We start from the raw sequence: 24,561 nt of genomic DNA, 5'->3' as shown, positions 1-24,561 counted from the left end.
ACGCTGGTGAGGAAGCCTCAACCAGCGAGGAGGGCTGCCATGTCCATGCTGGACAAGCTCAAGGGGATGCTCAAGGGCCACGAGGACCAGGCCAAACAGGGCGTCGAAAAGGGCGGCGACATGATCGACCAGCGGACCGGAAACAAGTACCGGTCCCAGGTCGACATGGGTCAGCAGAAGGCCGACGACTACATCGACCAGAGCCGGAACCGGAACAACCCTCCCCAACCCTGACCGACCACCGCACGGGCTAGACTCGCGGGGTTTGTCCCTGCCCGGCGAGTCGGCCGTACGGAGTCTGCCCGATGCACAGCGCCCACGATCCGTATGTACGCGTTCGTGGTGCCCGCGAGCACAACCTCAAGGGTGTCGACGTGGACATCCCCCGGGACGTGCTGGCCGTCTTCACCGGTGTGTCCGGCTCGGGGAAGTCGTCCCTGGCGTTCGGCACGGTCTACGCCGAGGCCCAGCGTCGCTACTTCGAGTCGGTCGCCCCGTACGCGCGCAGGCTGATCCACCAGGTGGGGGCTCCGAAGGTCGGTGAGATCAGCGGGCTGCCGCCGGCGGTCTCGCTGCAGCAGCGCCGCTCGGCCCCCACCTCCCGTTCCTCGGTCGGCACGCTCACCAACCTCTCCAACTCCCTGCGCATGCTCTTCTCGCGCGCCGGGGACTATCCGCCGGGCGCGGAACGGCTCGACTCCGACGCGTTCTCCCCCAACACGGCGGTCGGCGCCTGCCCGGAGTGCCACGGCCTGGGCCGGGTCCACCGGACGACCGAGGAGTCGCTGGTCCCCGACCCGTCGCTGTCGATCCGGGACGGCGCGATCGCCGCCTGGCCGGGTGCCTGGCAGGGCAAGAACCTGCGGGACGTCCTGGACGCGCTCGGCCACGACGTTAACCGGCCCTGGCGCGAACTGCCCGCCGAGGAGCGGGAGTGGATCCTGTTCACGGACGATCAGCCGGTGGTCACCGTGCACCCGGTCCGGGACGCCGACCGCATCCAACGGCCGTACCAGGGCACGTACATGAGCGCCCGCCGGTACGTCATGAAGACCTTCTCGGACTCCAGGAGCCCGGCTCTGCGGGCGAAGGCGGAGCGGTTCCTGAGCAGCGCGCCCTGTCCGGTGTGCGGGGGCAGCAGGCTGCGGCCCGAGGCGCTCGCCGTGACCTTCGGGGGCCGTACGATCGCCGGCCTGGCGGCCCTGCCCCTGACCGAGCTGGCCGGACTGCTCGGCGACGGCCCCTCGACGGAGACCGCGCGGGTGCTCACCGAAGACCTCATCTCCCGCATCGCCCCGGTCGTCGAACTCGGCCTCGGCTATCTGAGCCTGGACCGGGCGACTCCGACGCTCTCCGCGGGCGAACTCCAACGCCTGCGTCTGGCTACGCAGTTGCGCTCCGGGCTATTCGGTGTCGTCTACGTCCTGGACGAGCCGTCGGCCGGGCTGCACCCGGCGGACACCGAGGCACTGCTGACGGTGCTGGACCGGCTGAAGGCGGCCGGGAACTCGGTGTTCGTGGTGGAGCACCACCTGGACGTGGTGCGCGGCGCGGACTGGCTGGTGGAGGTGGGCCCAGGTGCCGGCGAGCACGGCGGCCGGGTGCTGCACAGCGGGCCGGTGGCACAGCTGGCCGAAGTCGCGGAGTCCGCCACCGCCCGCTACCTGTTCGCGACGGAGTCCGCTCCGACCCGTCGACTCCGCTCTGCCGCCGGGTGGTTGAAGGTCGGCCCGGTCACCCGGCACAACCTGCGCGCGGTCACCGCCGAGTTCCCGCTCGGTGTCCTCACCGCCGTCACCGGAGTCTCCGGCTCGGGCAAGTCGACGCTGATCGGCGAGATCACCGAGGAGCTGGACGGGGTCGGCCGCCTGGTCTCCGTCGACCAGAAGCCGATCGGCCGCACCCCGCGTTCCAACCTGGCCACCTACACAGGACTGTTCGACGTCGTACGGAAGGTCTTCGCGGCCACCGACCAGGCCCGGGAGCGTGGTTACGGCGCGGGGCGGTTCTCCTTCAACGTGACCGGAGGGCGCTGCGAGACCTGTCAGGGCGAGGGTTTCGTCAGCGTGGAGCTGCTGTTCCTACCCAGTACCTACACGCCCTGCCCGGACTGCGGCGGGGCGCGCTACAACCCCGAGACGCTCGAAGTGCCCTACCGGGGACGGAACATCGCCGAGGTGCTGGACCTGACCGTGGAGAGCGCGGCGGAGTTCTTCGCGGACACCCCGGCCGTGGCGCGCAGCCTGCGCACGCTGCTCGACGTGGGGCTCGGCTATCTGCGACTGGGGCAGCCCGCCACGGAGCTGTCCGGTGGCGAGGCCCAACGGATCAAACTGGCCGGTGAGTTGCAGCGTGGACGGCGCGGTCACACCCTCTACCTCCTCGACGAGCCGACGACGGGCCTGCATCCGGCCGACGTCGAGGTGCTGATGCGCCAGTTGCACGGGCTGGTGGACGCCGGGCACACGGTCGTCGTGGTCGAGCACGACATGGCGGTGGTGGCGGGCGCGGACTGGGTGATCGACCTGGGGCCGGGCGGCGGGGACCGGGGCGGCCGGATCGTCGCGGCGGGCCGGCCGGCCGAGGTCGCACGGGCCGAGGGCAGTGTGACGGGGCCCTATCTCTCCCGGTCCAGCCCGCGGTGATCTTCAGGAACGGTTCAGGTTGCCCCTGGATTTTGGGCGTATGCATGGACACCACCCCCGCACCCCCGAAGCCGAGCGCACCCGTCGCTGGTTCATGAACAAGGCGTTGCTCGCCGGCGGTGCCGCCGCGCTGACGACCATGACCGGCTGCTCCGACGGCTCGTCCGACACGTCGGGTTCGGCCTCCGGCGCCCCCAGCGGCGGCATGCCCTCCGGCGGCCCCGCCGGGGCGGGCGGCATGGGCCCCGGCCAGTCCGAGGTCAAGTACCAGGACTTCGTGGGGCTCACCACGGACGGCAAGGTCGTCGACGGCCTGTACGCGGTCCACTCCACCGACGTCTCCACGGACAAGGTCGTCAAGGCCGCGCAGGCCTTCCTCGACGGTCTCAGCCAGAAGGAGCGCACCTCGTGCACCTTCGACGTGGCCGACGACGAGTGGCTGGCCTGGAGCAACGTCGACGGCTACGAGCGCAAGGGCGTCCGGATGGGCGACATCACGGACGCGAAGCGGGAGCTGGGCTATGCGCTGCTCGGCGCCGCGCTGTCCGCGAAGGGGCTCACCCAGACCCGCAACATCATGAAGCTGAACGCGTTCCTGGGCGACTACAACGGCGGCAACCGGGAGACGCTCACCGAGGGCGCCTACTTCTTCACCTTCATGGGCACCCCGTCCACCAGCAAGCCCTGGGGCTTCCAGTACGAGGGCCACCATGTGGCGATCAACTACTTCGTGCTGGGCGACCAGGTCGTCATGACGCCGACCTTCATGGGCTCGGAGCCGACCTCGGCCACCTACCAGGGCGAGAAGATCACCCTCTTCAAGCCGGAGACCAAGGCCGGTCTGGCCCTGCTCCGCTCCCTCACCTCGGCCCAGCGGGACAAGGTGATCGACGCCGAGGTCGGCAAGTCCGGCACCGACATGAAGGCGGGCGCCGGCGCCGACAACCTCAAGCTCGCCTACCAGGGCCTGCCCGGCTCCGAGCTCACCTCGGCCCAGCGGGACAAGCTGCTCGACCTGGTCGGCGTCTACGTCGGTTACATGGACGACGGCCACGCCGGTGTGAGGATGAAGGAGGTGAAGGAACACCTGGACCAGACGTACTTCTACTGGCTCGGCGAGACCAAGGACACCTCGGCCTTCTACTACCGGGTGCACAGCCCGGTCGTCCTCATCGAGTACGACGCCCAGTCGCCGCTCGCCTACGGGACGAAGACCGGCAGCGGCGGCCAGCCCTCGGGCCAGCCCACCGGCCAGCCCACCGGTGGCATGCCCACCGGCCAGCCGGGCGGCGGTGGCATGGGCGGTCCGGGCGGCACGCCGACCCAGCAGCACATCCACACCATCATCCGCACGCCCAACGGCGGCGACTACGGGGTCGACCTGCTCAAGCTCCACTTGGAGACCGACCACTGAGAGCCCTGGCCGGGGCTCACCAGAGCCGCGTGCGTCCAGGCCGGCCCGTGGGTCACCGGCTGAGCGGCGTGGGCGAGGGTGCGACGGTCCGGGTGGCGGCCGGCCGGTATCAGCGGCCGTATGTCCACCTCGGCCACCAGGCCGCGGGTCGACACCACCCGCCACAGGGAGGCCAGCAGCGTGTCCTCGCCGACATAGGCGGGCACGGTGCTGGCCTCGCCTGCCTCCAGCCGGTAGTGCAGCCGCACCGGCTGCACGGGCACGCCGGCGTCCAGGGCGGCCTGGAACACGGCCCGGCGGAACCGGCCCTGGGCCCGGCCGCACCAGGTGCTGCCCTCGGGGAAGGCGACCACCGCGGCGCCCTCCCGCAGCGCGCCCGAGATCCGGCCGACCGTGTCCGGCAGCGCGCGCAGCCGGTCCCGGTCGATGAACAGCGCCCCGGCGCCGGCCACCAGCGCGCCGGCCACCGGCCACTCGCGGATCTCCTTCTTGGCGAGCATCCGCGCGGGCCGTACGGCGGCCAGCAGCGGGATGTCCATCCAGGAGATGTGGTTGGCGACAAGGAGCACCCCACCGGTGCCCGGGGCACTGCCGGTGGTCCGGACCCGGACCCCGGCGGCCCGGACGACCAGCCGGGAGAACCGCCGCACCCACTCGGCGGGAATCCGCCCGCCGAGTGGGAGCAGCACGATCGCGACCAGCAGCAGGGCCACGACCGCGGCGAACCGCAGCACGGCGCGGGGCAGGACCGTGCGGGACCCCGCGGACTCCACGCACGCGCCGGGGGTGCACGGCGCGCTGGGCAGCCAGACGCTCATCAGGCCGGGACGAGCGAGAGGAAGTGCCGCAGATAGCGCGCGTTGACCCGGCGCATCGACAGCAGGACGTACATGTCGGCGACCCCGAAGTCGGGGTCGTGCGCGGGCTCGCCGCACACCCAGGCGCCGAGGCGCAGGTAGCCGCGGAGCAGCGCGGGCAGTTCGGCCCGGCCCTCGGGAACGGGTCCCTCGGGCACCCACGGGCGCAGCGGTCGTACCCGCAGCTCCTCCGGGGCGAGGTGCTTGGCCCGCACCCGCTCCCAGGCGGCGGCCGCCAGGGCGCCGCCGTCGGCGAGCGGGACGGAGCAGCAGCCGGCCAGCCACTCGTGGCCGCGGTCCACCATGTACCGGGCTATGCCGGCCCAGATGAGGCCGATCACGGCGCCGTCGCGGTGGGCGGGGTGCACGCAGGACCGGCCGACCTCGACCAGTCCGGAGCGGATGCCGGCGAGCGGGCTCAGGTCGAACTCGCCCTCGGAGTAGAGGCGGCCGGCGACGGCGGCGCGCTCGGGCGGCAGCAGTCGGTAGGTGCCGACGACCTCGCCGGTCAGGGCTTCCCGGATCAGGAGGTGGTCGCAGAACGCGTCGAAGGCGTCCACGTCCAGCCCCGGTTCCGGCCCGTCGAGCCGGGCGCCCATCTCTCCGGCGAACACCTGATGGCGCAGTCGCTGCGCGGCCCGGACGTCGTCCTCGTCACGGGCGAGTTGCACCAGATAGCCGGAGTCCCCGGGCGGGGCGGCGAGAGCAGGGGGTGAGGCGGGCATGGCGGTCATGGAGGTCTCCTGCGCCGAGCGGTAGCTGAGGAAATCTGCACCTGCTTTCTTCCGTGGCAGGCTGGACTCGGCGTGACGTGCGCGGGACCCGTGGATGTGCGGCTGCTGAATGCCGGGATTCGGTGGGTGACTCACCCCCGCTGGTGTCCTGATGGACGCGCTGAAGCAACGCTACCGTGACCCGGCCGGGTCGTTGCGCGCCCCTGGCACGGCGGCCGGAGAACGGCGAAACGGGGCCGGGGAGCACCAGCCCCGGCCCCGCCCGTCCGCACTTGACGGCGAACGTTCATCTACGCGCCTCCGACGGCGCTACCGCTTTCCCGCCTTCCGGGTGGCCCGCAGCCACTCCTTGTTCATGCTCGTGATGGACACCAGCGGAATGCCCTTCGGACAGGCGGTCGCGCACTCCCCCGTCAGCGTGCACCCGCCGAAGCCCTCGTCGTCCATCTGCGCCACCATGTCCAGCACCCGCGTCTCCCGCTCGGGCGCCCCCTGGGGCAGCACGTTCAGATGGTTGATCTTGGCGGAGGTGAACAGCATCGCCGCTCCGTTGGGGCAGGCCGCCACGCACGCCCCGCACCCGATGCACTCCGCGTGCTCGAACGCGAAGTCGGCGTCGGCCTTCGGCACCGCGGTGGCATGCGCCTCCGGAGCGGCGCCGGTCGGCGCGGTGATGTAGCCGCCGGCCTGGATGATCCGGTCGAACGCGGACCGGTCGACCACCAGGTCCTTGATCACCGGGAAGGCGGAGGCCCGCCACGGCTCGATGTCGATCGTGTCGCCGTCCTCGAAGGACCGCATGTGCAGCTGGCAGGTGGTGGTCCGCTCCGGACCGTGCGCGTCCCCGTTGATCACCAGGGAGCACGCGCCGCAGATCCCCTCCCGGCAGTCGTGGTCGAAGGCGACCGGGTCCTCGCCGTTGAGGATCAGCTCCTCGTTGAGGGTGTCGAGCATCTCCAGGAAGGACATGTCCGACGAGATGCCGTCCACCTCGTAGGTGGACATCGCGCCGTCGGCGTCGGCGTTCTTCTGCCGCCAGACGCGCAGGGTGAGCTTCATGCGTAGCTCCGCTGGGTGGGGTGGACGTACTCGAAGACCAGGTCTTCCTTGTGCAGGACCGGGGCGTCCCCGGTGCCGGTGAACTCCCAGGCGGCCGCGTAGGAGAACTCCTCGTCCCGGCGGGCGGCTTCGCCGTCCGGGGTCTGGGACTCCTCCCGGAAGTGGCCGCCGCAGGACTCGGCGCGGTGCAGCGCGTCAAGGCACATCAGTTCGGCCAGCTCCAGGTAGTCGACGATGCGGTTGGCCTTCTCCAGGGACTGGTTGAACTCCTCGCCGGTCCCGGGCACCTTGATCCGCCGCCAGAACTCCTCGCGGATCTGCGGGATGCGCTCCAGTGCCTTGCGCAGCCCCGCGTCCGTGCGGGCCATGCCGCAGAACTCCCACATCAGTTCGCCGAGTTCACGGTGGAAGGAGTCGGGGGTGCGGTCGCCGTCGACGGAGAGCAGCAGGTTCAGCCGGTCCTCGGTCTCGGCCAGCACCTCCTGTACGACGGGGTGTTCGGCCGTCACCGCCTCCTGGTGGGGGTTGCGGGCGAGGTAGTCGTTGATGGTGGCCGGCAGCACGAAGTAGCCGTCGGCCAGCCCCTGCATCAGCGCGCTCGCGCCGAGCCGGTTCGCGCCGTGGTCGGAGAAGTTGGCCTCGCCGACCGCGAACAGCCCGGGGACGGTGGTCTGGAGGTCGTAGTCGACCCACAGCCCGCCCATCGTGTAGTGCACCGCGGGGTAGATCCGCATCGGCACCTGGTACGGATCCTCGTCGGTGATCCTCTGGTACATGTCGAAGAGGTTGCCGTACTTGGCCTCGACGGCTCTCCGCCCCATCCGTGCGATGGCGTCGGCGAAGTCGAGGTAGACGCCCTGCCCGCCGGGGCCGACGCCCCGCCCCTCGTCGCAGACGTTCTTCGCGGCGCGGGAGGCGATGTCGCGCGGGACCAGGTTGCCGAAGGACGGGTAGATGCGCTCCAGGTAGTAGTCGCGCTCGTCCTCGGGGATCTGGTTCGCGGGCCGGGTGTCGCCCTTGGCCTTGGGCACCCAGATCCGGCCGTCGTTGCGCAGCGACTCGCTCATCAGGGTGAGCTTGGACTGGTGGTCGCCGGTGCGCGGAATGCAGGTGGGGTGGATCTGGGTGAAGCACGGGTTGGCGAAGTAGGCGCCGCGCCGGTGCGCCCGCCAGACGGCGGTGGCGTTGGAGTTCATGGCGTTCGTCGACAGGTAGAAGACGTTGCCGTAGCCACCGCTGGCGAGGACGACGGCGTCCGCGAAGTACGTGTCGATGCGACCGGTGATGAGATCCCGGGCCACGATCCCGCGGGCCCGTCCGTCGACCACGATCACGTCGAGCATCTCGGTACGCGGATGCATCTCCACGTTCCCGGCGGCGATCTGCCGGCTCAGCGCCTGGTAGGCGCCGAGCAGCAGCTGCTGACCCGTCTGACCGCGGGCGTAGAAGGTGCGGGACACCTGGACACCGCCGAAGGACCGGGTGTCGAGCAGGCCGCCGTACTCGCGGGCGAAGGGCACGCCCTGGGCCACGCACTGGTCGATGATCTCGACGGAGATCTGCGCGAGCCGGTGGACGTTGGACTCCCGGGCCCGGAAGTCGCCGCCCTTGACGGTGTCGTAGAACAGCCGGTGGACGGAGTCGCCGTCGTTGCGGTAGTTCTTCGCCGCATTGATCCCGCCCTGCGCGGCGATGGAGTGGGCGCGGCGCGGGGAGTCCTGGTAGCAGAACTGGACGACGTGGTAGCCCTGTTCGGCGAGGGTGGCCCCGGCGGAGCCGCCGGCGAGACCGGTGCCGACGACGATCACGGTGTGCTTGCGCCGGTTGGCGGGGTTGACCAGCTTGGCCTCGAAACGGCGCTTGTCCCAGCGCTCGTTGACGGGGCCGGAGGGCGCCTTGCCGTCGGCGACGGCTTCGCCGGTCGTGTAGTTCACGTAGTCGGTCATGTTCAGCTCACCACTCCGGTCATGACACCCACGGGTACGGCGATGAAGCCGGCCGTGAGCAGCAGCGCGAGGACGTTGGCCGTGGCCTTGAGGGCGCGGTCGCGGGTGCGGCTGCCGGCGCCGAGGGTCTGGGCGGCGCTCCAGAAGCCGTGCCGGACGTGCAGGCCGAGCGCGAGCATCGCGACGATGTAGATGACGTCGCCGTACCAGGTGGAGAAGGTGTCCACGACGTTCTGGTACGGGTGGCCCTCCTGGAAGCCGCCGGAGTGCACGGTGCCGGTGGTCAGGTCGAGGATGTGCCAGACGATGAAGAGGGCGAGGATGATCCCGCCCCAGCGCATGGTGCGGGTCGCGTAGCTGGCCCGGGGCCTGCTGTGGACGTACTTCGTCGGGCGCGCCTTGATGTCACGGCGGCTGAGCTGGTACGCGGACGTGGCGTGCGCGACCACGGCGACGACCAGGACGATCCGGATGAGCCAGAGCGTCCACTCGTAGTGCATGAACGGTTCGCCGACGGTGCGCAGCCAGTGGGCGTAATGGTTGAACTCGCCCGCCCCGAAGTAGATCTTCAGGTTGCCGATCATGTGCACGACCAGGTAGAGCAGCATGATCAGGCCGCTGACGGCCATCACGGTCTTCTTGCCGACGGAGCTGTCCCACATCGTGCGTGCCATGGACGGCCGTCGGTCCGTCCGCGTTGCCAGAGCCATGTTCAGGACGGTAGGGCCCGGACACCCGATCGGTCCAAGACATGGTACGGCTCGATTCCATAGTCGGAAGCTATCGTGTCACCATGCAGTTCCAGCAGCTTCAGTACTTTGTCGCCGTCGCCGAGACCCGGCACTTCACCCGGGCCGCCGAGCTGGTCCATGTCGCCCAGCCGTCGCTGTCCCAGCAGATCAGGACGCTGGAGCGGGAGCTGGGGGCAGATCTCTTCCTGCGGGCGAGGGGCAACATCACGCTCACCGACGCGGGCGAGGCGCTGCTGCCGCTGGCCCGGCGGATCCTGGCGGACGCGGACACCGCCCGGCACGAGGTCCAGGAGCTGGTGCAGCTGCGGAGCGGCCGGGTGCGGCTGGGGGCGACGCCGAGCCTGTGCACCGGGTTGCTGCCGGACGTGCTGCGGGCCTTCCACGACCGCTACCCCGGCATCCAGCTGCTGATCGAGGAGAGCGGCTCCCACGACCTGGTACGGGAGCTGGCGCGCGGGGCGCTGGACCTGGCGCTGATCGTGCTGCCGCTGCCGCCGGCGTCGCCCGCGCTGACCACGGTGGAGCTGCTGCGGGAGGACCTGGTGGTGGTGTCCTCGCCCGAGGCGACGGCGCCCGGGCGGGGGCGGGGCGGGGTGAAGGTCTCCGACCTGGAAGGGGAGCGGCTGGTGATGTTCCGGCACGGCTACGACCTGCGGGAGCTGACCGTCGCGGCGTGCCGGTCCGCCGGGTTCGAGCCGAGTTTCGCTGTCGAGGGGGGCGAGATGGACGCGGTGTTGGGGTTTGTGCGGGCCGGGTTGGGGGTGGCCGTGGTGCCTCGGATGGTGGCCGCCCGGTCGGGGCGGGGGCTGCGGGTGACTCCGTTGGCTCGGCCGGGGTTGCATCGGACGATCGCTCTGGCGCACCGGAGTGATGTGGCTCCTCCCCGGGCGGCCAGGGAGTTGCAGAGGATGCTGTTGGAGAGGTGAGCGATCGGGAGCGCCATAGGGGTGTGCGCCGTGGCGGACTGCGGGCTCGTTGTGGCTCGTCGCGCAGTTCCCCGCACCGCTGGAGGGGCGCGTTGTCGGCAACGTCTGTTCCCTGGTCGCCCCGCCGGCATTCCCGACACTCGGCCGCAGGTTCTGCTCGGCGATGTGCTCCAGGAGTTGTTCGGAGACCGGTGCCGGATCGGCCACGGTGCACCCCCTCATCGATGTTCTGATTGATCAGGTTCATCGGTGGTGGCCGCCATGACATCCGCGCAACACGGAGGGACGATTCCGAACGGAACTTGTTCCAAGTGCCTGATGGGGCAGAGGAATACCGCCCGTGAGGGACATCGCTCCGACCATTGCGCGGGAAGGATCCGATCCTTAGGGTCCTGCTCGTCAGATGGAACTGATTTTTCGCGGTTCGTCCCTCAGGAAGGAGAGGTGAGCCAGATGCAGCGCTTCGCCGCCGTCATCCGGTTGCGTCCGGAGAAGGAGTCGGAGTACCGCGCCCTGCACGCCGCCGCGTGGCCGGGCGTGCTGGCGGCACTCAAGCGCGCCAGGATCGGCAACTACTCGATCTTCCTGCGGGACGGGCTGCTGTTCAGCTATCTGGAGTACACGGGCAGCGACTACGCCGCCGACACCGCGGAGATCGCCGCCGACCCGGTGACACGCGACTGGTGGGCGCTGACCGACCCCTGTCAGCAGCCGCTCGACACCGCCGCCGAGGGCGAGTGGTGGGCCCCCGCCGAGGAGGTCTTCCACCTCGACTGAGGGCCCACGAAGGGACGCCGGCTCGTCAGCCCGTCGCGTCCACCAGCGCCAGTTCGTGCAGGCGCTCCGGTGGGCCCGGGCGGGCGTAGTACCAGCCCTGGGCCGTGTCGCAGCCCAGTATGCGCAGTTGCTCGGCCTGGGCGCCCGTCTCCACGCCCTCGACCGTGACCGCGAGGTCCAGGCTGTGGGCCAGGGAGACGATGCCCTCCACGATCTTGAGGTCGACCGGGTCCGCCGGGAACTGCTGCATGCTCTGGGTGAAGGAGCGGTCCAGCTTGAGGATGCTCACCGGGAGGCGGCGCAGGTTGGCGAGGTTGGAGTAGCCCGTGCCGAAGTCGTCCAGGGCGATGTCGACACCCATCTCGGCGAGCCGGCGCAGCGGCTTGAGGAGATCGTCGTCGGCGCCGATCAGGGCCGACTCGGTGACCTCCAGGCAGAGGGCGTCCGGGGACACCCCGGTCCGCTCCAGGATGTCCACCGTGTCCTGGACCAGGCCGGGGTGGCTGAGCTGGCACGGGGACAGGTTGACGTTGATCCGCAGCGGGCCGGCGCTGGTCTGCTCGCCGTAGCGTTCCCCCCACTCGCGGGCCTGGCGGATCGACTCCTCCAGGACCCAGCGGCCCAACGGGACGATGAGCCCGGTGTGTTCGGCGAGCGGGATGAACCGGTCGGGGCCGAGGACGCCGTGCTGCGGGTGCAGCCAGCGGACCAGCGCCTCGGCGCCGCGCACGCTGCCGTCGCCGAGGTGGACCAGCGGCTGGTACTCGATGAAGAACTCGTTGCGGTCCAGGGCCGCCGGCAGCGCGGTGGTCAGGCCGTGCCGGGTGATGACGCGGGCGTCGGCCTCCGGGTCGGCCAGCTCGAAGCGGTTGCCGCCCGCCGACTTGGCCCGGTACATCGTGATGTCGGCACTGCGCAGCACCTCGGCCGGGGTGCGCTCGCCCGCCGGGCCCTCCACGATGCCGATGGAGCCCCGGACCATGAGTTCGCGGCCGTCGATGCTGATCGGGGTCACCAGGGCGTTCATGATGCGGTCGGCCAGGTCGTCGACCTCGCGTTGGGTGGCCGGTCCGGTGGTCAGCGCCACGAACTCGTCGCCGCCGAGCCGGGCGACCATCTCGCCGGGCGCGGTCGCGCAGGACTGCAGCCGGTCGGCGACCTCCACCAGCAGCCGGTCACCCGCCGAGTGGCCGAGGCTGTCGTTGATGGTCTTGAAGCCGTCCAGATCGAGGTAGCACAGCCCGAAGCGCTGGCCCTCACCGGCGGCCAGTGCCTTCTCCAGGCGCTCGAAGAACAGCGTGCGGTTCGGGAGACCGGTGAGCGCGTCGTGGGTGGCCTCGTAGCGCAGCCGCAGGTTGAGCAGCCGGCGCTCGGTGGTGTCCTCCATGAGGGCCAGCTGGTACTGCGGGTCGCCGTCCGCGTCCCGGAGCAGGGAGACGGTCAGGTTGGTCCACAGGACCGTTCCGTCGGAGCGGTTGAACGCCTTCTCGACGTGGTAGTGCTCGCGCTCGCCGCGGACCAGCTCCTCGTAGAGCCGCCAGGTCTGGGGCGCGTCCTCGGGATGCGCCCACTCCATGACCTTGCGGCCGCGCAGGGTCTGTTCGGAGCCGCCGAACATGCGCAGCAGCGCACCGTTGACCTGAAGGACGTTGCCCTCCAGGTCGGCGATGCCGATTCCTATCGCCGCGCCCTCGAAGACGGCGCGGAAGCGTGCCTCGCTGGCGTGCAGCGCCTGCGCGACCACGCCCTGGGCCCGCAGCGCGGCCTGCGCGATGGCCTCCTGCTCGGCCAGCGTGCGCTCGCGCAGCGCCTGGGCGTACCCGGCGGCCATCGCGTGCTGGATCCGCGAGGAACGCATCCGCAGCTCGTCCTGGGGGCCGTCCCCGCCGCAGTACAGGGCCAGATAGGCGTCGACGCAGTCGAGGCTGCGGGTGAGCGCCTCGGGGTCGGTGCAGTGGGCGTCGATCAGCGCGGCCCCCACCTGCCGGGCCTCCTCGGCCTCGAAGCCGTGCGCCAGCAGCACCTCGCTCAACCGGCGGGCCAGCGGGAGGAGTTGCTCCTCGAACTCCGGCCGGGTCAGGGACGTCGAGGTCACCGGGAACACCGCCCGGCTCCAGATCGTCGCGAACCGGCGCAGTCTGTCCTCCGGGCCGTCCGGCTCCGCGCTCACGCCGCGATCCCCACGCCGGCGAATCCGGAGAAGGCATACGGATCCTCGTCCTCCGGCGCCGACTCCGGCCGCCAGTGCGGCATCGGCACCAGTCCGGGTTCCACCATGTCGTACCCCTCGAAGAACCTGGCGATCTCGTCGCGTGAGCGCATGATGAGCGGGTTGCGAATGTCCTTGTATACGTCCACCGCGCTCTCGGCCCGCTCGGGTGACAGCGGGATTCCCTCGTACGAGGCATGCGTGAGGATCAACAGGCTGCCGGGCGCGAGTGTTTCGCGCAGCTGTGCCACAGTCCCGTACGGGTCGTCCGCGTCTTCCACGAAGTGCAGTATGGCAACGAGGAGCAAGGCCACTGGCCGATTCCAGTCGATGAGGCGCTCCACCTGAGGGCTCGACAGGATCTCCTGGGGCTTGCGGAGGTCCGCGGCGACCACGTCCGCCTCCTCGTTGCCCGCGAGCACGGCCTGGCTGTGGGCCACGGCCACCGGGTCGTGGTCGACGTACACCACCCGTGCGCCGGGGTGCGCCGCCTGCGCCACCTCGTGGACGTTGCCGAAGGTGGGGATGCCGGAGCCGATATCCAGGAACTGCTCGATGCCGGCGCCCACGGCGTAGCGGACGGCGCGGCGCATGAAGGCCCGGTTGGCCTGCATGATCTTCGGCAGGCCCGGCAGGAACGTCATCGCCTTGCGGGCCGCTTCCCGGTCGACCTCGAAATTGTGCGAACCGCCCAGGTAGTAGTCGTAGATACGCGAAACGCTCGGCACCGAGATGTCGATGCTCCGTGGGGCCCAGGCGGGACGCTCCATGTATCTCTCCAAGGCTGAGGCGATCCGGTGTTCGAGCAGAGGCTACTGATCGCCTGCGAACTGGGCGAGTGGAACCGGAAATTGACCGTCCGTTCCCGGTCACCACCTGGGAATTCGGTGTGCACTTTGGGGGTGTTCGGGCACTCCGTCGGACGCGGATGCGATGCAGAGCACATCCGGGTGCGATGCGAAGCATCTGCGAAGGAGATGCAAAACACAGGAGCCCGCCCCCTCCGTGCGGTGCGGAGGGGGCGGGCGGTCGTGCGCCGTCGTGTCGTCCGGGGCTCTCGCCGGCCTCTGTCCTCCCTTCCGCGGTGCGCGAATGTGGACTTGGGCGGGGCGATCAACCCTGGGGAGGTGATCCCTTACTTGCTCGGCGCGCCGACCAGCTTTCCTTCGGGCGAGACGGCGTACCAAGTGCCGCCGACGCCCTGACCGTTGGTGTCCCCGGCCTTCGAGTCGCCGGAGAAGGTGTAGATCGGCCAGCAGTCGACCGTCATCTGCTTCTGGCCGTTGTCGGACCGGGTGAAGCCCATCAGGCCCTTCTTCTCGACGCCCTTGGTGTCGTTGGCGGCGACCTCCGCGACGGCCGGCCACTTCGTCAGGCAGTCACCGGTGCAGTTCGAGACGGACTTGGGCCACGCCTTGTCCTTGATGAAGCGGTAGACGGTCCTGCCGTTCTTGTCGACGACGATGTCACCGAGCTTGGCGTCCTTGCGGACGGACAGGCCGGGCAGGTCGGCCAGGGTGGCCTTCTTGCCGTCGGGGGCCGTCGCGAACCACTTGCCGCCCACCCCCTGGCCGTTCACGTCACCGGCGTTGACGTCCTTGGCATAGCGGTACACCGGCCAGCCGCCGACGGTCAGCTGCTTGGTGCCGTCGGTGCGGGTGACCTCGCCGAGCAGCGCCTTGTCGATGCCCTCACCGGCCGTGGCGTCGTCGGCGGGCACCGGCGGCCAGGTGGTGGCGCAGTCGCCGTCGCAGTTCGACTTGGGGGGCTTGGCGGTGTCCGCGTCGAAACGGTAGAGGGTGAGGCCGCTGCCGTCGGTCAGCACCTTGCCAAGATCGGGGTTGCTGGCCACGGTCAGCTTGCCCGCGGGGGCGACCACGGCCGGAGAGCTGGAAGCCTGACTGCCGTCCGCGCCGTAACCGTTGCCCGCACCGGTGGAGGGGCTGGTCACACTGCCCACGCTGCCGACACCGGCCGGGGCCGTGGCACCGACGTTCTGAGCCGCCGAGGACGGAGTGGTCACGTTGTCCTGACCGCACCCCGTCGTCAAAGCCAGCACGCCTGCGGCCGTGGCCACCAGAGAGGCGCTCCTCCAGGAGGTCTTCATCTTCAACTCCCCATGCATCGCCTGGATATTGCAGCGCCTGTGTTCCGCCGCACGACACCAGGTACGGACGCCGGGGGCCGAAGTGTTCAACGGCCGCACGAATTTCTTTCGGGACACTGTGCCCTCGGTGCACATCCCGCACGGACGTACGCATCAAGCCAACCGACGGACCGTGTGATTCAAACCGGTTTACGCCACCTGTCCCCCGTTCGGGCCAATCCCTCCGCACTCCGGCGTGCGACGGCACTCGACGCCTCATGATCTCGGTCGTGCATGCACCCGAAGCGACCCGACTCGCGCCCGTCCCGAGGGTGTTGGCTCTGCTGACACTCACCTGGACCCTGCTGGGCTGCCCGGTCGGCACGGCGTCGGCCGACGCCTGCGCCTACGCCTCGACGGGCCCCGACGGCACGTACGCGGTGGCCGTCGCCGGCGACTCCTGGCCCACTCCTCCGCCGTGCCCGCCTCCCACACCGCCGCCCTGCCCGACGCCGACACCCACCCCGACCCCGACGCCCCCTCCGCCTCCGACCCCCACGCCCAAGCCCACCCCCAAACCCAAGCCCACGCCGAAGCCCACCCCGAAGCCGCGCCCGAGGCCCGTCCCGCCGGCACCGCCACCACCCGCGCCGGCCCCGAAGCCCGCGCCCACCCCGCCGCCGGCTCCCCGGCCCCAGCCGAGGCCGACGCCCACCCCGACCCCGTCGCCGAAGCCCACCCCGCGGCCCTCACCGACCCCGGTGACCTACCCGCCGTACCGCATCCAGTCGACCGGCGCGGCGGCCCCGAACCGCACCTCACCGGTCACCTACGTCCTGCTCATCGCCGTACCCGCCATCGTCGCCATCGCCGCGTTCCGCGCGCGCTGACGGCCGGCCCGCTGATTTCTGGAGGCTTCCGTTGCCGGATTGGCTTGTTCTCGTCCTCGCGATGCTCGCGGCCTGTGCCGTGGTGGTCATCATCACCCTCGTCCGGCACAAGAGGGCGGCGGAGGACGAGGATCCCTCCGAGACGCCGGACGTCATCGAGTACATGACCATGTGGATCGGCGTCATCTACGCCATCGTCCTCGGTCTGGCGGTGGCCGGGGTGTGGGAGGCCCGCAGCGCCGCCCAGGACCATGTGCAGTCGGAGGCGCAGGCACTGCACGAGATCTACGAACGGGTGCGGGTGTACCCGCCCGACGCCCGTGACCGGATCCGGGCGGACGTCGAGGCCTACGCCCAGCAGGTCGTCGACAAGGAGTGGAAGGAGATGGCCGACCACGGCCGTCTCACCCCGCGCGGTGCGGATCTGCTCGCGAAGATCCGTCAGGACGTCACCGACTACCAGCCGAAGACCGACTTCCAGGCACAGGCCTACCAGCCGCTGGTGGACCAGGTGGCCGCGCTCGACCAGTCGCGCAGCGCCCGGGCCGACTCGACCGGGGCGACCATGCCGAACGTGGTGTGGTTCGGGCTGCTGACCGGAGCCCTGGTCACCGTCGGCATGGTCTTCGCGCTGCAGATCAGGCGCACCCGGCGCGAACTGATCCTGGCGGGGCTGTTCTCCGCGACCATCGCCTTCATGCTCTTCCTGATCTGGGACTTCGACGAACCGTACAGCCGGGGCATCACAGCGACGGCGCAGCCCTTCCTGAACCTCTTCCCGCACATCAAGGGGTAAGGGGACCCCGGACGCCGGGGGCACCCGGGGGTCATCGCGCGGTGCCACGCCGCGGGTGTCCCCCGGCTGCCGTATCCGCGTCCCCCGGTCGGCCCAGCCGCTTCCCCCGTTCGCACTACTGCGTTCGCGCGCGTGTACGGATGTTCCTAGCGTTCCGATCATCGAGGTGCATTTCCGGCACGAGCGGAACAGATCCGCGGACAGCTCCTCGGGGACCGGAGGAACCACCATGCACGCAATACGCCTCGCCTCGGCGGCGCTGCTCGGCGTCGGGGCCCTCGTCCTGGGCGCTCCGGCCGCCCTCACGGACGACCAGGGCGACGGAGGCGGTGACAGCGGTCGGCAGACCACCTTCGGCGTCCACGTCACGCCGTCCACCGTCTCGGCCGGCGGCCGGGTCAGCCTGCAGTTGAACCGCGACGAGAGTTGCCGGGGCGCCGCCACGGTCACCTCGGACGTGTTCGACACGGTCCGGATCCCCCAGGGACGGGACTCGGTGGCGGCCACGGTCGACCGGGACGCGAGATCGCAGACGTCGTACCGGGTGACGGTCGACTGCGACGGGGCGAGGGGGTCGACTCAACTCAGCATCGCGGGCGCCCAGTCGACGGGACACGGCGACGGCGGCACGGACAGCCGCGCTGACGGCCAGTCCGAGGGGCGCACCGACGGACGCGCGGACGGCGGGTCCGACGATCAGTCCACCGACCACACCAGCGACCACACCGTCGGCCGCACCGACGGGGGCACGGACAGCCAGTCCGACGACGACAGCGACGACCAGTCCGCCGACCGTACCGACGGGGGTGCCGACAGCGGTGCCGGCGGACGCGAGGAACTGAACCCGCAGCCCCTCCCGCCCGATCGGGGCGTGCGAGCCGGTGCGGGCGGCAGTGTCGACGGGTTCGACCTGAACGAGATCGGCCTCGGCATCGTGCTCGTCGTGGGCTCGGTCGGCACGGCGTACCGCATCGCACGCCGACGGGCCGGCGTGGGCGGTGCCTGATCGCCTCCCGTCGGGCCGGCGAGGGCGGTGCCGGACCGCCGCCCGTCCCGCGCACGCCCGCGCGGGTCTTCGCCCCGGTCCCACGCGGATCCGGGGCGAAGACGGCCCGCACGGGTCAGAGCCGCTTCTCGTGCCGCCGGCGCAGCCAGAACCCGCAGCCGGCCAGCACGGCCGCGCCCACCAGCCCACCGCCGATCGCCATGTCGGCCGGGGTGGCCCCGCTGGAGACACTGCCGCCGAGGCCGCCCCTGACCCCGCCGAGCACATAGAACGCGTTCGGCCGGGTCAGGGTCCGCCCCCCGTTGCAGCGGACGGTCAGGTCGTACGGGCCCGGGCGGGCATCCCGGTCGATGGTGGCGACCCCGCGCGCCATGTCGCCGCCGAAAGGGAACAGCGACGTCGTCCGGAAGGCGCGGGAGCTCATGGAGCCGCTGCGGCAGCCGTTGACGGTGACGGTGAGGCGGGCCCCGCTCGTGATCGCCCTGGGCTGGGCGTTGATGTCGCGCAACCCCTCTCCCCTGCAGCCGAAGCCGCCGTCGAACCGCCCGTCGTCCCCTCGGCCACCGAAGCCGTCGTCGAACCCGTCGTCGCCCCGCCCGCCGAACCCGTCGTCGCCCCGCCCTCCGGCGTCATTGCCGCCCCGCCCGCCGAAGTCATTGCCGCCCCGCCCGTCGAACCCCTCACAACCCCGCCCGCCGAAGCCGCCTCGGCCGAAGCCGCCTCGGCCGAACCCGCCTCCGTTGAACCCGCCGACGCCGTACCCGGGAACGACGACTCCGGGGACCGCCGCGATACCGGGGACGGCCCCCACCCCGACTCCGGGGGCGACACCGACTCCGGGGGCGACACCGACGCCCGCCCCGGGGGCGACACCGGTCCCGGGGGCGACGCCCGTCCCACCGACGACCGGAGCCTGGGTGTTGGGCGGGCCGCCGGGGTTGCCCAGGCCGTCGGCGACGGCCACCGGGGCGGCGGCGCCGAGAACGGCGACCACGGTGCACGCGGCCGCCAGCGCACGTGAGTTTCGCATCTCTTCCTCCGCGGAAGGCGCCCCGGGAACCGTCCCCGGTAGATCGGCGAGAAAGCACCTCCCGAATAGACCCTCAGATGCCTTGAACACGCCCGCATTTCGAGAATGGTCCGTCCTGGTGAGGGGACACGCCGCGCGAAAAGCACACAATCGGATATTGCCGCAGGTCACGGACCGTCAGAAAAAACCTGAGAACGGCAACTCGGATGGCGCACCGGAGTGCGCGCGGGCCACCCGTTCGCCCGTTGCCCCGTCGCCGCACGCTCGCGCGGGACTTAGCGTTTTCCCATACGCGCTACGGACCTGCGCGCCACGGACATCGCGGCGGCCGCGTCGAGAGGGGATGGCGAATGTCTGCGTCCGAACTTTCCGAGCTGGCCGAAGAGGAGGAGCGGCGGCGTAAGCGTGCCCCCTGGGGAGTGATAGCGCTTGTTCTGCTGACCGGTCTGGCGCTCATCCGCAATGGTTCGGGGGAATTCGACGTCGGCCCGCCGCAGCCGGCCTCGGCCGCCGCTCCGGACAGCCGTAGCACGGTCCCGGACACCTTCGCCACCGCGCCCGCCTCGCTCCCGTACTCGGCGGCGAACCGGATCAGGATCCCCGCGATCCGGGTCGACGCGCCCGTGATGCCGGTGGGTCTGGACTCGGACGGCTGGGTCGCGGCACCGCCGCCGGACGACCCGAATCTGGCCGGCTGGTTCACCGGGGGCGTCTCGCCCGGCGAGAAGGGCACGTCCGTGATCGTCGGCCACGTCGACAACACGAAGGGGCCGGCGGTGTTCTACGGTCTCGGTTCCCTGAAGAAGAGCAACCGGATCGAGATCGACCGCACCGACGGAAAGACCGCGGTGTTCGAGATCTACGGCATCGAGGTCTTCGCGAAAGCCGATTTCCCCGGCGACCGGGTCTACGGTTCCAAGGGCACACCGGAGTTGCGGGTCATCACCTGCGGCGGCGGTTTCTCGAAGCAGAACGGTTACGACGGGAACGTGGTGGTGTTCGCCCGCCTGGTCGAGGCCCGCTGAGGCGGACCCGGCCGGGCGGGCGAAAGCCCGTCGGCGGCGACGGGCCGGTTCAGGTCCGGCGGCGGGGCACCGTCAGGTGGTAGCCGTTGTCCAGCAGATAGGGCAGATACTCGCGCAGGGCCTTGACACTCTGTGAGCGGTCGCCCCCGGCGTCGTGGGAGAGGACCACGACGCCGGGGGCGGCGCCCTTCTCGATCGTGTCGACGATGGTGCGGGTGCCCGGGGTGGTCCAGTCGGTGCTGTCCACGGTCCAGGCCATGGGCTCCATGCCCATCTCGGCGCCGAGTTGGAAGGCCGCGCGGTTCCAGGCGCCGTAGGGGGCGCGGAACCACTGGGGGCGCTCGCCGTAGGTGTCCTCGATGGCATCGCTGGTGCTCTCCATCTCGTCGCGGATCTCCCGGCGGTCCAAGGTGGTCAGCAGCGGGTGCGTCCAGGTGTGGTTGCCCACGACATGGCCCTCGGCGGCCATCCGCGCCACCAGTTCCCGGTTCTGGACGATGCACTCCCCGCACAGGAAGAACATCGCGCGCACGTCGTACTTGGCAAGGGTGTCCAGGATGTGCGGGGTGTAGGCCGGGTTGGGTCCGTCGTCGAAGGTGAGCATCATGTGCCGGCCGGTCCCGGAGATCCGCATGATGGGTTGCTTGCGGACCTTGAGCTTGCGCGGCTCGGTGGGCGGCGGACCGTATCCGGTGAGCGGCTGGAGCCGGAAGGCGGAGGACTTCAACGCCTGGCGGGCCGGTGGTCCGGCGGCCGGGGCGACGGTGCCCGCCGCCTCCTCGCCGTCGCTCGCCAGCACGATGCCCGCGGTGCCCGCGGCGCCCAGAGCGGCGGCGCCGGCGAGCAGCAGCCGGCGTCGGGTGAACAACTGATCCTTCTGCATGACTCATCAGTCGCCCGGCCGGGCTGGGGCGCACCACTTAGACACCGGTGCGGCGGCGTGAAAACACCCGCACGGACCAGCGCACGGAGGTTTCGGAAAGAAATGGTCAAGTGCCCCGGACCGACTGCGTGTCCGGGCGGCGGGAGCCCTCAGCGGCGGCGGACCAGCGGGAAGGGCAGCGTCTCACGGATCGTCAGGCCGGTGAGGAACATGACCAGCCGGTCGACGCCGATGCCGAGCCCGCCGGTGGGCGGCATCGCGTATTCCAGGGCGTCCAGGAAGTCCTCGTCCAGCTCCATCGCCTCGGGGTCCCCGCCGGCCGCGAGCAGCGACTGGGCGGTCAGCCGGCGGCGCTGTTCGACGGGGTCGGTCAGCTCGGAGTAGGCGGTGCCGAGTTCGGTGCCGAAGGCGACCAGGTCCCAGCGCTCGGCGAGCCGCGGGTCGGTGCGGTGCTGCCGGGTGAGCGGGGAGACGTCGATCGGGAAGTCCTTGTAGAAGGTGGGCAGCTGGGTCCGCTCCTCCACCAGCCGCTCGTACATCTCCAGGACGACGTCGGCGGGCCCGTCGTCGGCGGTGTACGGCACCCCGGTCCGGTCGCAGTGCCGGTGCAGCCGCAGCAGTTCGGTGCCGGGGCCGACCTCCTCCCCCAGCGCCTCGGAGAGCGCCCCGTACACGGTCTTGACGGGCCAGCTCCCCGAGATGTCGTACTCCCGCCCGTCCCTGCGGGCCACCGGGGAGCCGAGGGCGGCGGTCGCGGCGCCCTGGATCAGTTCACGGGCGAGGTCGAGCATCACGTCGTAGTCGGCGTACGCCTGGTAGGCCTCCAGCATGGTGAACTCGGGGTTGTGCTTGTAGGAGACGCCCTCGTTGCGGAAGGTGCGGCCGAGTTCGAAGACCTTCTCCATCCCGCCTACGCACAGCCGTTTCAGATACAGCTCGGGGGCGATGCGCAGATAGAGGTCGAGGTCGTAGGCGTTGATGTGGGTGGTGAAGGGGCGGGCGTTGGCGCCGCCGTGGATCTGCTGCAGCATCGGGGTCTCGACCTCCAGGTAGCCGCGGTCGAGCAGGCCCTGGCGGAGCGCCTGTACGGCGCTGGAGCGGGCGCGGACGACCTCGCGGGCGGCTGGGCTGGTGGCGAGGTCGAGGTAGCGGCGGCGGACCTTGGCCTCGGGGTCGGCCAGGCCCCGGTGCTTGTCGGGCAGGGGCCGCAGGCACTTGGCGGTGAGCTGCCAGTCGGTGACGAAGACGGTGGGCGCGCCCTTGTCGCTGCGGCCGGCCCGGCCGGTGGCGGTGATCTGGTCGCCGATGTCGGTGTCGGCGGTGAAGCGGGCCAGGGCGGGGCCGGACTCGGCCCGGGTGAGGGCGAGTTGGCGGTCGCCGGACCAGTCACGCAGCGTCACGAAGACGATGCCCCCGAAGTCGCGGACCAGCATGATCCGCCCGGCGACGGTGACCGTCTCGCCGTCGCGGATGTCGGCGAGGGCCCGGGTGGGCCGTACGGTCGCCACCGGGTAGGGGTCGACGCCCGCCGCGCGCAGCCGGTCCAGCTTGCCGCGCCGGACCCGGAACTGGTCCGGCAGGCCCCGGTCCGGGGCGCCGGACCCGGCCTCGTCCCCTCCGTCGAGACCGGGCACCGGCGAAGACAGCGGCGCCTCGACGGGCCGCGGCCCGGTCTTCGGGTGCCCCTTTCCCCAGAGTTTGCGCAAGGAGGGTACGGAGACGAAGCCTTCGGCGATTCCGGAGGCGACGCCGATACGGGCGAGGGAGCCGGCCTCGCCGTAGCAGAGGAAGCGCGGGTACCACTCGGGGTGGTATTTGGCGTTGGAGCGGTACAGGGCCTCCAGCTGCCACCAGCGGGAGAAGAACAGCAGCAGCCGGCGCCACAGGCGCAGCACCGGTCCGGCACCGATGCGGGCGCCCTCCTCGAAGACCGAGCGGAAGACGGCGAAGTTCAACGAGATGCGGCGGACGCCGAGTTTGGGTGCGGCCGCGCACAGGTCGGCGACCATGAACTCCATGACCCCGTTCGGGGCGGCGCGGTCACGGCGCATCAGGTCGAGGGAGACACCGTCGCCGCCCCAGGGCACGAAGGAGAGCAGGGCGAGCAGCCGGCCGTCCTCGGCCAGGGCCTCGACGAGCAGGCAGTCGCCGTCGGCGGGGTCGCCGAGCCGGTCCAGGGCCATGGAGAAGCCGCGCTCGGTCTCGGTGTCGCGCCAGGCGTCGGCCTTGTCGACGACCTCCTCCATCTCGGTTTCCGTGAGGGTGGCGTGGCGGCGCACCCGGGTGGTGGCGCCGGAACGGCGGACCCGGTTGACGGCCTGCCGGGTGACCCGCATCTCCCGGCCGCCGAGGTCGAAGTCGGCGACGTGCAGGATCGCCTCGTCGCCGAGTTGCAGGGCGCCGAGCCCGGCGCGGACGTAGGCCTTGGCACCGCCCTCCGAGGCGCCCATCACCGCGGGCACCCAGGCGTGCCGGCGGGCCACGTCCAGCCAGGCGGCGACGGCGTGCGGCCAGGCCTCCGGGTCGCCGACGGGGTCGCCGCTGGCCAGGCAGACGCCGGCCTCGACCCGGTAGGTGACGGCGGCCTTGCCGCTCGGCGAGAAGACCACGGCCTTGTCGCGCCGGGTGGCGAAGTAGCCGAGGGAGTCCCGGTCGCCGTAGGCCTTGAGGAGGGCGCGGACACGGTTCTCCTCGTCGCCGTGCAGGGCCGCTTCCAGGCGCTGTGAACGGAACAGGGCGGTGGCGGCGTTGAGCAGGGCGAGGGCACCGAAGAGGCCGAGCAGGAAGGCGACGAACCGGGGCGGGCGGCCGCGGTAGCTGCCGCCGTCGACCAGGCCGCCGCAGACCCGGTCGGCGGCCCAGGCCAGGTGCTGGCCGTGCGGCAGTGAGCCGGGGAAGAGCGAGACCAGGCCCCAGCCGGCCAGGATCGCCACGACCAGGCCGACGAGGAGGACGCCGAGGGCACGGCGTACGGCGGCCCGGCGGGAGGCGGCGTAGAACTCGCGTCTGGCGACGATCAGGAGGGCGAGGGCGAGTCCGCACACCAGCAGTGAGCTGAAGGAGTACCAGTCGAAGCCGAAGGCGACCGTCAGGATGTCCGCCAGCACCAGCAGGCCGAGGTAGATCACCACCAGCCACCAGGCGACCTTCTTGCGGGCGGCGGTGGCGCCGCCGAGCAGGAACAGGAAGACGGCATAGGCCAGGTTGGGGCTGACGGGCACCACGACGGCGTTGAGGAAGTGCACGACCGGCCGGAGCAGGGCGCGCAGCGGGGCGACGAAGGAGAGCAGGGCGCACAGCAGGGCGAGGACGCCGAAAAAGGTCCCGAAGGCCTCGGGCACCCAGGTGAGCCGCCCGCCGCCGCGCGGGCGCGCGGGCCCCGCGGTCTCCTTCCCCGGGGCGGGCTGCACGGCGGCACTCATGCTCCGACTTTAGGAAGCGCCCGCCCACCTCGCCCGTCGAGCGGCCTGCGGCCAACTGGGCATCGCTTGCCCGGCGAGGCGCCCCGGCAGCCATGGGACCTGCG

Annotated in this window: 20 protein-coding genes; 9 read left to right on the top strand and 11 right to left on the bottom strand. The window is 71.1% G+C overall.

Features of this window, described 5'->3' with window-relative positions; all coding sequences use genetic code 11:
- Positions 1 to 39 precede the first annotated feature (39 nt).
- The 3 genes from ABZ642_RS09210 (at position 40) to ABZ642_RS09200 (ending at position 4,059) form a co-directional block, all read left to right on the top strand.
- Positions 40 to 234, top strand: coding sequence for an antitoxin (locus ABZ642_RS09210; protein ID WP_360479584.1), 195 nt, complete (start codon positions 40 to 42; stop codon positions 232 to 234).
- Between the two features lie 71 nt (positions 235 to 305).
- Positions 306 to 2,645 carry an excinuclease ABC subunit UvrA gene (locus ABZ642_RS09205; protein ID WP_360479581.1) on the top strand — a complete coding sequence of 780 codons (2,340 nt, stop codon included), beginning with the start codon at positions 306 to 308 and terminating at the stop codon, positions 2,643 to 2,645.
- 40 nt (positions 2,646 to 2,685) lie between these two features.
- Positions 2,686 to 4,059 (top strand): DUF3500 domain-containing protein, encoded by a 1,374-nt coding sequence (locus ABZ642_RS09200; RefSeq protein WP_360479578.1) that lies wholly within the window; start codon positions 2,686 to 2,688, stop codon positions 4,057 to 4,059.
- Here the strand turns inward: ABZ642_RS09200 and ABZ642_RS09195 are convergent.
- The 5 genes from ABZ642_RS09195 to ABZ642_RS09175 all read right to left on the bottom strand — a co-directional run bounded on the left by ABZ642_RS09195 (position 4,014) and on the right by ABZ642_RS09175 (position 9,329).
- On the bottom strand, positions 4,014 to 4,877 hold the full coding sequence (locus ABZ642_RS09195) for a lysophospholipid acyltransferase family protein (protein ID WP_360479575.1): 864 nt from the start codon (positions 4,875 to 4,877) through the stop codon (positions 4,014 to 4,016). The two genes, ABZ642_RS09200 and ABZ642_RS09195, sit on opposite strands and share 46 nt — an antisense overlap.
- Entirely contained in the window at positions 4,877 to 5,641 is a 765-nt protein-coding gene (locus ABZ642_RS09190; RefSeq protein WP_360480194.1) for a GNAT family N-acyltransferase, read from the bottom strand. The genes ABZ642_RS09195 and ABZ642_RS09190 overlap by 1 nt, the downstream gene beginning before the upstream one ends.
- Positions 5,642 to 5,959: 318 nt before the next feature.
- Complete coding sequence (locus ABZ642_RS09185; protein ID WP_360479572.1) at positions 5,960 to 6,709, bottom strand: succinate dehydrogenase/fumarate reductase iron-sulfur subunit; 750 nt, start codon at positions 6,707 to 6,709, stop codon at positions 5,960 to 5,962.
- Positions 6,706 to 8,655, bottom strand: coding sequence for a fumarate reductase/succinate dehydrogenase flavoprotein subunit (locus ABZ642_RS09180; RefSeq protein ID WP_360479569.1), 1,950 nt, complete (start codon positions 8,653 to 8,655; stop codon positions 6,706 to 6,708). The genes ABZ642_RS09185 and ABZ642_RS09180 overlap by 4 nt, the downstream gene beginning before the upstream one ends.
- A 2-nt stretch (positions 8,656 to 8,657) precedes the next feature.
- The gene (locus ABZ642_RS09175) at positions 8,658 to 9,329 is read right to left on the bottom strand and encodes a succinate dehydrogenase (protein WP_360480191.1); all 672 of its coding nucleotides are present in this window, start codon (positions 9,327 to 9,329) and stop codon (positions 8,658 to 8,660) included.
- Positions 9,330 to 9,448: 119 nt separating this feature from the next.
- On the opposite strand from ABZ642_RS09175, the gene ABZ642_RS09170 reads away from it, so the two are divergent.
- Both ABZ642_RS09170 and ABZ642_RS09165 read left to right on the top strand, forming a co-directional pair.
- On the top strand, positions 9,449 to 10,333 hold the full coding sequence (locus tag ABZ642_RS09170; protein ID WP_360479566.1) for a LysR substrate-binding domain-containing protein: 885 nt from the start codon (positions 9,449 to 9,451) through the stop codon (positions 10,331 to 10,333).
- A 453-nt stretch (positions 10,334 to 10,786) separates the two neighbouring features.
- A complete protein-coding gene (locus ABZ642_RS09165; RefSeq protein WP_360480188.1) occupies positions 10,787 to 11,110 on the top strand; it encodes an L-rhamnose mutarotase in 324 nt (107 codons plus the stop codon).
- A 25-nt stretch (positions 11,111 to 11,135) separates the two neighbouring features.
- Here ABZ642_RS09165 and ABZ642_RS09160 read toward each other — a convergent pair whose 3' ends face one another.
- The 3 genes from ABZ642_RS09160 to ABZ642_RS09150 form a co-directional block, all read right to left on the bottom strand.
- Positions 11,136 to 13,280: an EAL domain-containing protein gene (locus ABZ642_RS09160; RefSeq protein ID WP_360479563.1), complete on the bottom strand. Its 2,145-nt coding sequence runs from the start codon at positions 13,278 to 13,280 to the stop codon at positions 11,136 to 11,138.
- Positions 13,277 to 14,089, bottom strand: a complete 813-nt coding sequence (locus tag ABZ642_RS09155) for an SAM-dependent methyltransferase (protein ID WP_360479560.1) — start codon at positions 14,087 to 14,089, stop codon at positions 13,277 to 13,279. Before ABZ642_RS09155 ends, ABZ642_RS09160 begins: the two co-directional genes overlap by 4 nt.
- A gap of 365 nt (positions 14,090 to 14,454) precedes the next feature.
- Positions 14,455 to 15,426, bottom strand: coding sequence for an SCO0930 family lipoprotein (locus ABZ642_RS09150; protein ID WP_360479557.1), 972 nt, complete (start codon positions 15,424 to 15,426; stop codon positions 14,455 to 14,457).
- 269 nt (positions 15,427 to 15,695) lie between these two features.
- Here ABZ642_RS09150 and ABZ642_RS09145 point away from each other — a divergent pair, with 269 nt between their 5' ends.
- The 3 genes from ABZ642_RS09145 (at position 15,696) to ABZ642_RS09135 (ending at position 18,097) form a co-directional block, all read left to right on the top strand.
- A complete protein-coding gene (locus ABZ642_RS09145; RefSeq protein WP_360479554.1) occupies positions 15,696 to 16,295 on the top strand; it encodes a hypothetical protein in 600 nt (199 codons plus the stop codon).
- A 31-nt stretch (positions 16,296 to 16,326) separates the two neighbouring features.
- A complete protein-coding gene (locus ABZ642_RS09140; protein WP_360479551.1) occupies positions 16,327 to 17,091 on the top strand; it encodes a DUF4239 domain-containing protein in 765 nt (254 codons plus the stop codon).
- 229 nt (positions 17,092 to 17,320) lie between these two features.
- On the top strand, positions 17,321 to 18,097 hold the full coding sequence (locus ABZ642_RS09135; RefSeq protein WP_360479548.1) for a hypothetical protein: 777 nt from the start codon (positions 17,321 to 17,323) through the stop codon (positions 18,095 to 18,097).
- A 115-nt stretch (positions 18,098 to 18,212) separates the two neighbouring features.
- Here ABZ642_RS09135 and ABZ642_RS09130 read toward each other — a convergent pair whose 3' ends face one another.
- Positions 18,213 to 19,127, bottom strand: coding sequence for a hypothetical protein (locus ABZ642_RS09130; protein WP_360479545.1), 915 nt, complete (start codon positions 19,125 to 19,127; stop codon positions 18,213 to 18,215).
- A gap of 350 nt (positions 19,128 to 19,477) precedes the next feature.
- Here ABZ642_RS09130 and ABZ642_RS09125 point away from each other — a divergent pair, with 350 nt between their 5' ends.
- Positions 19,478 to 20,152, top strand: a complete 675-nt coding sequence (locus tag ABZ642_RS09125; protein ID WP_360479542.1) for a class F sortase — start codon at positions 19,478 to 19,480, stop codon at positions 20,150 to 20,152.
- A 49-nt stretch (positions 20,153 to 20,201) separates the two neighbouring features.
- Here ABZ642_RS09125 and ABZ642_RS09120 read toward each other — a convergent pair whose 3' ends face one another.
- Complete coding sequence (locus ABZ642_RS09120; protein WP_360479539.1) at positions 20,202 to 21,035, bottom strand: polysaccharide deacetylase family protein; 834 nt, start codon at positions 21,033 to 21,035, stop codon at positions 20,202 to 20,204.
- 149 nt (positions 21,036 to 21,184) lie between these two features.
- Entirely contained in the window at positions 21,185 to 24,457 is a 3,273-nt protein-coding gene (gene lysX / locus ABZ642_RS09115; RefSeq protein WP_360479536.1) for a bifunctional lysylphosphatidylglycerol synthetase/lysine--tRNA ligase LysX, read from the bottom strand.
- Positions 24,458 to 24,561 lie beyond the last annotated feature (104 nt).

This window comes from Streptomyces sp. NPDC007157, from assembly GCF_040634235.1.
Taxonomy (GTDB): domain Bacteria; phylum Actinomycetota; class Actinomycetes; order Streptomycetales; family Streptomycetaceae; genus Streptomyces.
Note: the sequence above shows the minus strand (reverse complement) of the source record. Positions and strands in the feature narration are given on the sequence as shown.

What these genes read in the sequence shown, in the direction of transcription:
- ABZ642_RS09130 (WP_360479545.1), bottom strand. Translation starts at nt 19,127, where the DNA reads ATGCGAAACTCACGTGCGCTGGCGGCCGCGTGCACCGTGGTCGCCGTT.
- ABZ642_RS09135 (WP_360479548.1), top strand. Translation starts at nt 17,321, where the DNA reads ATGCACGCAATACGCCTCGCCTCGGCGGCGCTGCTCGGCGTCGGGGCC.
- lysX (WP_360479536.1), bottom strand. Translation starts at nt 24,457, where the DNA reads ATGAGTGCCGCCGTGCAGCCCGCCCCGGGGAAGGAGACCGCGGGGCCC.
- ABZ642_RS09180 (WP_360479569.1), bottom strand. Translation starts at nt 8,655, where the DNA reads ATGACCGACTACGTGAACTACACGACCGGCGAAGCCGTCGCCGACGGC.
- ABZ642_RS09195 (WP_360479575.1), bottom strand. Translation starts at nt 4,877, where the DNA reads ATGAGCGTCTGGCTGCCCAGCGCGCCGTGCACCCCCGGCGCGTGCGTG.
- ABZ642_RS09155 (WP_360479560.1), bottom strand. Translation starts at nt 14,089, where the DNA reads ATGGAGCGTCCCGCCTGGGCCCCACGGAGCATCGACATCTCGGTGCCG.
- ABZ642_RS09165 (WP_360480188.1), top strand. Translation starts at nt 10,787, where the DNA reads ATGCAGCGCTTCGCCGCCGTCATCCGGTTGCGTCCGGAGAAGGAGTCG.
- ABZ642_RS09190 (WP_360480194.1), bottom strand. Translation starts at nt 5,641, where the DNA reads ATGCCCGCCTCACCCCCTGCTCTCGCCGCCCCGCCCGGGGACTCCGGC.
- ABZ642_RS09120 (WP_360479539.1), bottom strand. Translation starts at nt 21,035, where the DNA reads ATGCAGAAGGATCAGTTGTTCACCCGACGCCGGCTGCTGCTCGCCGGC.
- ABZ642_RS09185 (WP_360479572.1), bottom strand. Translation starts at nt 6,709, where the DNA reads ATGAAGCTCACCCTGCGCGTCTGGCGGCAGAAGAACGCCGACGCCGAC.
- ABZ642_RS09200 (WP_360479578.1), top strand. Translation starts at nt 2,686, where the DNA reads ATGCATGGACACCACCCCCGCACCCCCGAAGCCGAGCGCACCCGTCGC.
- ABZ642_RS09210 (WP_360479584.1), top strand. Translation starts at nt 40, where the DNA reads ATGTCCATGCTGGACAAGCTCAAGGGGATGCTCAAGGGCCACGAGGAC.
- ABZ642_RS09205 (WP_360479581.1), top strand. Translation starts at nt 306, where the DNA reads ATGCACAGCGCCCACGATCCGTATGTACGCGTTCGTGGTGCCCGCGAG.
- ABZ642_RS09150 (WP_360479557.1), bottom strand. Translation starts at nt 15,426, where the DNA reads ATGAAGACCTCCTGGAGGAGCGCCTCTCTGGTGGCCACGGCCGCAGGC.
- ABZ642_RS09175 (WP_360480191.1), bottom strand. Translation starts at nt 9,329, where the DNA reads ATGGCACGCACGATGTGGGACAGCTCCGTCGGCAAGAAGACCGTGATG.
- ABZ642_RS09125 (WP_360479542.1), top strand. Translation starts at nt 19,478, where the DNA reads ATGTCTGCGTCCGAACTTTCCGAGCTGGCCGAAGAGGAGGAGCGGCGG.
- ABZ642_RS09170 (WP_360479566.1), top strand. Translation starts at nt 9,449, where the DNA reads ATGCAGTTCCAGCAGCTTCAGTACTTTGTCGCCGTCGCCGAGACCCGG.